Origin of the sequence: Rhodopseudomonas sp. BR0C11 (genome assembly GCF_010820945.1) — a bacterium.
GTDB lineage: Bacteria > Pseudomonadota > Alphaproteobacteria > Rhizobiales > Xanthobacteraceae > Rhodopseudomonas > Rhodopseudomonas palustris_H.
The window spans coordinates 1-6,568 of record NZ_QTKI01000270.1 but is presented as its reverse complement, the minus strand read 5'-3'; the positions used below and the strand labels follow the sequence as shown (position 1 = coordinate 6,568).

8 protein-coding genes are annotated in these 6,568 nt (G+C 66.4%); 2 read left to right on the top strand and 6 right to left on the bottom strand.

Going from position 1 to position 6,568, the window contains the following annotated elements; genetic code table 11:
* Positions 1-258: 258 nt before the first annotated feature.
* Genes lysA through argH form a run of 3 tightly spaced genes read right to left on the bottom strand, consistent with a single transcriptional unit; the run spans position 259 to position 3,266 of the window.
* Complete coding sequence (lysA, locus tag DYI24_RS18410; protein ID WP_164573335.1) at positions 259-1,524, bottom strand: diaminopimelate decarboxylase; 1,266 nt, start codon at positions 1,522-1,524, stop codon at positions 259-261.
* A gap of 8 nt (positions 1,525-1,532) precedes the next feature.
* On the bottom strand, positions 1,533-1,814 hold the full coding sequence (gene lptM, locus DYI24_RS18405) for an LPS translocon maturation chaperone LptM (RefSeq protein ID WP_107357198.1): 282 nt from the start codon (positions 1,812-1,814) through the stop codon (positions 1,533-1,535).
* A 54-nt stretch (positions 1,815-1,868) separates the two neighbouring features.
* The gene (gene argH / locus DYI24_RS18400) at positions 1,869-3,266 is read right to left on the bottom strand and encodes an argininosuccinate lyase (RefSeq protein WP_164573334.1); all 1,398 of its coding nucleotides are present in this window, start codon (positions 3,264-3,266) and stop codon (positions 1,869-1,871) included.
* A gap of 95 nt (positions 3,267-3,361) precedes the next feature.
* Here argH and tlpA point away from each other — a divergent pair, with 95 nt between their 5' ends.
* Entirely contained in the window at positions 3,362-4,048 is a 687-nt protein-coding gene (gene tlpA / locus DYI24_RS18395) for a thiol:disulfide interchange protein TlpA (protein ID WP_164573332.1), read from the top strand.
* Between the two features lie 156 nt (positions 4,049-4,204).
* On the opposite strand, the gene DYI24_RS18390 is transcribed toward tlpA, so the two are convergent.
* The gene (locus DYI24_RS18390) at positions 4,205-4,393 is read right to left on the bottom strand and encodes a hypothetical protein (RefSeq protein WP_012497859.1); all 189 of its coding nucleotides are present in this window, start codon (positions 4,391-4,393) and stop codon (positions 4,205-4,207) included.
* 108 nt (positions 4,394-4,501) lie between these two features.
* Positions 4,502-5,302: an NAD(P)H-dependent oxidoreductase gene (locus DYI24_RS18385; RefSeq protein WP_164573330.1), complete on the bottom strand. Its 801-nt coding sequence runs from the start codon at positions 5,300-5,302 to the stop codon at positions 4,502-4,504.
* A 95-nt stretch (positions 5,303-5,397) separates the two neighbouring features.
* Between DYI24_RS18385 and DYI24_RS18380 the strand changes: the two genes are divergently transcribed.
* On the top strand, positions 5,398-6,312 hold the full coding sequence (locus DYI24_RS18380) for a LysR family transcriptional regulator (protein ID WP_164573329.1): 915 nt from the start codon (positions 5,398-5,400) through the stop codon (positions 6,310-6,312).
* Positions 6,313-6,451: 139 nt separating this feature from the next.
* Here the strand turns inward: DYI24_RS18380 and DYI24_RS18375 are convergent.
* Positions 6,452-6,568: 3-hydroxyacyl-CoA dehydrogenase family protein (locus tag DYI24_RS18375; RefSeq protein WP_246701296.1), on the bottom strand; the 117-nt coding region annotated here is incomplete at its 5' end.

Here is a 6,568-nt window from a genome sequence, read left to right as displayed (position 1 = left end):
GATCGACAAGGGCTGAGGCGATAATTGGTACCAGCCAACCGGCGCGGCGGTTCCGACCGTCGCGTTAAGGTTGAGCGGTTAGGTTAAAAAACACTTCAAATTGCTCGAAATTGCCGGATCGCTACGGTCGGCCGTCGCGCGCGTGGCAGTGAAGCCGCATGTTCACCGCTGCGGATTTTAAGCGCGATCGGGACCGCCAGTTATTTTTGTACGCCGCGTCTGGCGGTCCCACCCCGTTGTTTCAGGAGAGAGACCGGCTCACAGCCAGGGCGCCGCCTTGTCCATCGCGATCAGTTGCTCGACCTCGATGCGCGGACGCACCACTGCGACCTGATCGTCCTTCACCAGCACTTCGGGCACCAGCGGACGGGTGTTGTAAGTACACGCCTGGACGGCGCCATACGCGCCCGACGTCATGATCGCGATCAGATCGCCGGCCTTGAGCTCGGGCAGCTTGCGGTCGAGCGCGAGGTAATCGCCGGTCTCGCACACCGGGCCGACGACATCGGCCACCATCATCTTGGCACCGGGCGCAGGCTCCGCCACCGGCAGGATCTCGTGATACGCCTCGTACAGCGTCGGGCGGATCAGGTCGTTCATCGCCGCGTCAATGATCACGAAGGTCTTGCCGTCGCCGTGCTTCACATAGATCACCTTGGCGACCAGGATGCCGGCATTGCCAACGATCATCCGCCCAGGTTCGAACAGCAGCGTGCAGCCGAGATTGTGGGTGACGCGCTTGACCATCTCCGCATAGGCGAACGGCTCCGGCGGTGCGTCACGATCCTCGTAGTACGGGATGCCGAGGCCGCCGCCGAAATCGACATGGCTGACGGTGTGACCGTCGCCGCGCAGCACGTGGATGAATTCGGCGACGATGCGGAACGCCGCTTCCATCGGCGCCAGGTCGATGATCTGGCTGCCGATATGGACATCGACGCCGGTGACCTGGATGCCCGGCAGCTTGGCGGCGCGGGCATAGACCTCACGGGCATGCCGGATCGGAATCCCGAACTTGTTCTCGGACTTGCCGGTCGAGATCTTGGCGTGGGTGCCGGAGTCGACGTCGGGATTGACCCGCAGCGATATCCGCGCGGTCCGGCCGGTCTCGACCGCGAGCCGCGACAGCAATTCGAGCTCGGGCTCGGATTCGACGTTGAGGCACTTGATGTCGTGGGCGAGCGCGGCGCGCAGCTCGGCCTCGGTCTTGCCGACGCCGGAGAACACGATCTTGCTCGGCGGAATCCCGGCCGCCAGCGCGCGCTGCAGTTCGCCGCCCGACACCACGTCGGCGCCGGCGCCGAGCTTGGCCAGGGTGCGCAGCACCGACTGGTTGGAATTGGCCTTCATGGCGTAGCACACCAGCGCATCGGTGCCGGCGAAGGCCTCGGTGAACACCCGGTAGTGCCGCTCCAGCGTGGCGGTCGAGTAGCAGTAAAACGGCGTACCGACGTCTTGCGCGATCGAAGCAAGGCTGACGCCTTCGGCGTGCAGCACGCCGTCGCGATAGTCGAAATGACGCATCTTGGCGCTTAGTCCAGCAGCGGATCGAGAATGATGCTCCGCTTCCGCCCCTTGGCGGCGGACGGCGGCGCGTTGGTGCCGTAGGACGAGTCGAACACGTCGCCCTTGGCCTCCGGTTTGGTCGCCGGCGCGGCCGACGGCGTGTCGGCAGCACCCGGCGGCAGATCGAGGCCAGCTTTACGGCCGCAGCCCGCCAGAGCCAGCGTCGCCGCCACAATCACCAGAAGCGCCCATCGCGATGGGTTGGTCACGCGATTCACGTCGAATATCCCCAATTGGCGCGGCACCATACCGAGATTGCGCCGCGCTGGCGAGCCCCCGAAACCGCCGGACGGCGGCCGCCCTCAGCGCGTTTTGCTATCCTTGGCGAGCCGCTTGAGCCAGGCCTTGGCCTGGCTGCGAACGTTCTTCGGCGCGGTGCCGCCATACGAGGTGCGGCTCTTCACCGAGGATTCGACGCTGAGCACCGCCAGCACATCCTTGGTGATGCGCTTTTCGACCGACTGCATCTCGGCGAGCGGCAACTCGTGCAGCGCCACGCTCTTCTTGGCGGCGAGCCCGACGATCCGGCCGGTGACGTGATGCGCCTCGCGGAACGGCATCTTCAGCGTCCGCACCAGCCAGTCGGCCAGATCGGTGGCGGTGGCGTAGCCCTCGCCCGCCGCCGCCTTCATCCGCTCCGGCTCGGGCTCGAGGTCGCGGACCATGCCGGTGATCGCGCGGATCGCCAGCGACAGCGCCGCGAAGCCTTCCATCGCGCCCTGTTTGTCTTCCTGCATGTCCTTTTGATAGGCGAGCGGCAGGCCCTTCATCACGATCAACAGGCCATTCAGCGCGCCGATCACCCGGCCGGTCTTGGCGCGGACCAGCTCGGCCGCGTCCGGATTGCGCTTCTGCGGCATGATCGACGAGCCGGTGGTGAACTTGTCCGACAGCCGGATCAGGCCGACCAGCGGTGAGGTCCAGATCACGATCTCTTCGGCGAAGCGCGACAGATGCACGGCGCAGATCGAGGCCGCCGACAGTGTCTCCAGCACGAAATCGCGGTCCGACACCGCATCCAGCGAATTCGCCATCGGCCGGTCGAAGCCGAGCTTGGCGGCGGTGGCGTGGCGGTCGATCGGGAAAGAGGTGCCGGCCAACGCCGCGGCGCCGAGCGGGCTTTCATTGAGCCGCTTGCGGGCATCCTGGAACCGGCCGCGATCGCGCGCCACCATCTCGACATAGGCCATCAGATGATGGCCGAAGGTCACCGGCTGCGCGGTCTGCAGATGGGTGAAGCCGGGCATCACGGTCTCGGCCTGCTCGAGCGCACGTTCGGCGAGCGCCAGCTGCAACGCCGCCAGCGCCGCGTCGGTCTCGTCCAGCACGTCGCGGACGTAGAGCCGGAAGTCGGTCGCGACTTGATCGTTACGCGAGCGCGCGGTGTGCAGGCGCCCGGCGGCGGGGCCGATCAGTTCGGCCAGCCGGCTCTCGACATTCATATGGATGTCTTCGAGCGCACGCTTGAACGTGAATTTGCCGGCGGTGATCTCTGACAGAATCGTGTCTAGACCCTTGCCGATATTTTTCGCATCGTTCGCGGTGATGATGCCCTGCGCGGCCAGCATGGCTGCATGCGCCTTGGACGCCGTGATGTCCTGGGCGTAGAGATGGCGATCGACGTCGATCGAGACGTTGATCTCTTCCATGATCGCGTCGGGGCGATCGGTGAATCGGCCGCCCCACATCTTGTTGCTCATCTGTCGCCGCTCACGATCATGCTCGCGTCCCAATCACATCTCATCATCGGCTGCCGCCCGCGAACCTGCGCGGCTTGCCGTCTTCTGATTGTTCGATGACCGAATCCCAGCCGAATCCCGTCCCGCCGCGCCGTGCCGGCCGCCTGACCATCCTGTTGGCCACGATGGCCGTGCTCGTCGTCGCCGGCGCCGCCGGGATATACGGGATTGGCGGGCTGCAGCGCAATGCAGGTGGCGATCCCGTGTGCCGGCCGGCGGTGGCGCTGGCGCAGCAGCTCAAGCCGCTGGTGCGCGGCGAAGTTGCGGCGCTGACGCCTGCGGCGGCGCCGCTGCGGCTGCCGGACCTGACGTTCACCGACGATGCCGGCCAGGCCAAGAAGCTGTCGGACTTCCGCGGCCGCACCGTCCTGGTCAACCTGTGGGCGACCTGGTGCGTGCCGTGCCGCAAGGAGATGCCGGCGCTCGACAACCTGCAGGCCAAGCTCGGCAGCTCGGATTTCGAAGTGGTGGCGATCAACATCGACACCCGCGATCCGGCCAAGCCGAAGAAATTCCTCGACGACGAGAAGCTGACCCACCTGTCGGTGTTCACCGACGCCTCCGCCAAGGTGTTTCAGGATCTGAAAGCGGTCGGCCGCGCGCTCGGGATGCCGACATCGGTGCTGATCGACCGCGAGGGCTGCGAGGTCGCCACCATCAACGGCCCCGCCGAATGGGACAGCAACGACGCCACCACGCTGATCAAGGCCGCGCTGAAGCCGGTCGCGGCGGGCAGCAAGTAACTCACAGCCACCAGCGGTCATTCCGGGGCGGGAGCAGCGAAGCTGCGCCCGAGCCCGGAATCCGGAGGTTGATGCAAAAAGAGATTCCGGATTCGCGCCTGACGGCGCGCCCCGGAATGACTGCTCAATGGCAATGACTGCTAAAGAGAGCTCGGATTACGCGCTGATATTCAGGTTGCCGCCGACGCCGGGGCCGACATTGGCGAGCGAGGGCGAGCCGCCCTGCCCGATGCCGAGCAACGTTTGCACCGTCTCGCGCTCGGTGCGAGCGGCCGACGCTTGAATCGTTGTCGAGATCTGCATCTGCGTGCTGCTGGCCTGCATGGCGAGCGCCGCGCTGATCATGCTCATATCCATCGCCGCAGTCTGGCAGCAAACCGTTAACAATCCGAAGCGAGGCGGCGCGCATTCGATGAAATTACATCGATCGCGCCGCGGCTTGGGCGGCCACGGTCAGGCCGTGGAGCCGGCCCCGTCGCTCAGGTGCACCGCGAAGCCTTCGGCACCGGGCACGCCCAGCTCCGGCCGCAGCTCCATGGTCGGGATCAGGTAATCGCCGCCGTTCTGGCGCCGGTACGGAATCGGCGGCGTCTCGGCCAGCGTGCGCATCCGCTCCCGCAGCTGTTCGGCCGCGGCTTCGAACCCGGCCGAATCGAGCCGGCCGGCCTGATACAGCACGTAGGGCGGCAGCACCTCGCAGCCGGGATAGAACAGAATGCCGTGATGGATCGGAAACAGCAGATCGTCGATCGGGCCGTTGATGCCGCGCGGGCCGTAATGCTGCTCCCAGCCGCCGGTGGTGACGATCAGCATCGCGCGCTTGCCGGCCAGAACGCCCTCGCCGTAGCGGTTGCCCCAGCGCTTGTCGCTGTGCTCGCCGACCCCATAGGCGAAGCCGCAGGCGAACACCCGCTCGACCCAGCCTTTCAGGATCGCCGGCATGGTGAACCACCACAGCGGGAATTGTAGGATCACCGCGTCGGCCCACAGCAGCTTGTCAATCTCGTCGCGAACGTCCTGGGTCAGCTCTCCGGCGTCGAACGCCGCCTTCGACGCCACGGTCGGCAGCAGCCGCTCGCCGGGTGCCAGTGTTGGGAAATCTTCGCGGTCGACCGCCGGCTTCCAGCCCTGGGCATAGAGATCGGAGACCTGCACCTCGTGGCCGAGGCGTTGCAGCTCCGCGACCGCGACGTCGCGCAACGCTCCGTTCAACGAGCGCGGTTCGGGGTGGGCGAATACCAGAAGGACTTTCACGGCCAGGCTCCCTGCAGTGATGATCAGACCCTGCAGGTACCCCCCGCGGCAACTATTCCAGTAGCCGCGGAGTATCGATATGATTATTCCGAAAAATGGATAGATCAGCCGTCACGATCGAGCGCATCCGCACCTTCGTTCGCATTGCCGAGCGGGGCAGCCTGTCGGCGGTCGCGCGCGACCTCAATGTCGGCCAATCCACCGTCACCCGGCAGTTGCAGGAGCTCGAGGCCGCGGTCGGTGCACCGCTGCTGAGCCGCACCACCCGCCGGGTGACGCTCACCGAGGAAGGCAGCCGCTATTACGCGCGCTGCATTCAGATCCTGCGTCTGCTCGACCAAGCCAGCGACGAGGCGCTCGGCGCGTCGGGGGCGCCCGCCGGCAGCATCCGGATCTCCTGCACGGCCTCGTTCGGCGTGCTGCATGCCAGCCGGCTGATCTTCGCGTTCCAGGATCGCTATCCGGAGATCGGGATCGACTTCGGCCTCACTGATCATCGGGTCGATCTGGTGCGCGAAGGCGTCGACCTGGCGATCCGGCTGGCCCCGCTCGCCGACAGTTCACTGAAGCTGCGCACGCTCGGCCACAGCCATCGCCTGCTGGTGGCCTCGCCGGACTATCTGAACGCGCATGGCAGGCCGACATCGCCGCAGGAGCTGTCGCGCCATCAAGGGGTGCGCATGGTGAACGTCGCCGGCAGCGACATGCTGATCTTGCAGGGGCCGGATCAGGAGACACACCGGGTGCCGTTCGGCGGCCGGCTCAGGGTCGACCATGGGCTCGCGGCGCGCGAAGCGCTGATCGCAGGGCGCGGCATTGCGGCGTCGCACCGCTGGTTGGTCGACGATCTGCTGGCGGCGGGGCGGCTCGAAGTGCTGCTGCCGGAGTATCGGCTGCCGCCGGTGCCGCTCAATCTGTTGATCGTGCCGGAGCGCGCCGGCATCGCTCGCGTGCGGCTGCTGATCGATTTTTTGGCGGAGCAGATCCGGAGCGTACCGGGGATCGAATGAGCGATGCCCCTGATAGTTCGTCATGCCCGGGCGTGTCCCGGGCATTCACGCCTTGCTGACGGAAACGCGGGAAAAGGCGTGGATGGCCGGGACGAGCCCGGCCATGACGGAAATAACTACGATGCCGCTATCGCAAGGCTCAGCGGGTCGGCACCGGCTTGTCGCCGCGGTAGTCGTAGAAACCGCGCTGGGTCTTGCGGCCGAGCCAGCCGGCTTCGACATACTTCACCAGCAGCGGGCACGGCCGATACTTGGG